Source organism: Myxococcus sp. CA033 (genome assembly GCF_013336625.1).
Taxonomy (GTDB): Bacteria; Myxococcota; Myxococcia; order Myxococcales; family Myxococcaceae; genus Myxococcus; species Myxococcus llanfairpwllgwyngyllgogerychwyrndrobwllllantysiliogogogochensis.
On record NZ_JABUMU010000081.1, the window covers coordinates 1 to 716 of the forward strand.

General features: G+C 69.8%; 1 pseudogene. It reads right to left on the reverse strand.

The window, feature by feature from the left end:
* Positions 1 to 681, reverse strand: a pseudogene (locus tag HUA78_RS47150) (hypothetical protein); the annotation flags it as partial.
* Positions 682 to 716 lie beyond the last annotated feature (35 nt).

The following is a 716-nucleotide window of genomic DNA, read 5'->3' on the forward strand; positions in this document are numbered from 1 at the left end:
CGTCGCTTCCTCATCATCCAGCGAGGCTTCGTCGTCCTCACCCACCAGGCGCTCGCTTCGACGTGTGTCATCCGAGTGCGAACTCTCCTCCGTGCCAGCGGACTGAGTGACGCCCGTCTCCGAGATGCGTCCTGTCCTTGGCTCGCGGCGCGCGCCTCCCTCGCCAGCGGGCCTCGTGACGCCCATCGGTACAGCACGAGCCGCGGGCCGCTCCGCTCCCGAGCCCGTCCCCACCGGACGTCTCACCATCGGGCCTCGCCCCATCTCCACCGGAGGCAACGCCTTCGCCGGCTCCACCTCCACGCGCCCCGTCACCGCGTCCTGCCTTCGCCGCTCGCCACCCACGTCCTTGCCTGCCAGCAACCGGTCCACCGCATCCGCGGTGTCCTCGTGCACGCGCACCTCGTCGCGGCTCACCATCTCCACCACGATGTCGAACGTGGGCGGCGCCTTGCGCTCGCTCACCGTCTTCTGCGTGCGCCGACGCCGCGCCTCATCGTCGCTCAGCGTCACCGTGTGCACCCCGCCCACGAGGTCCGACAGCGTGGGGTTCAGCACCAGGTTCTCCAGCGTGTTGCCATGCGCCGTCGCCACCAGTTGCACGCCCCGCTCCGCGATGGTCCTCGCCGCCGACGCCTCCGCCGAGGTCCCAATCTCATCCACGATGATGGCCTCGGGCATGTGGTTCTCCACCGCCTCGATCATCACGTCGTGCT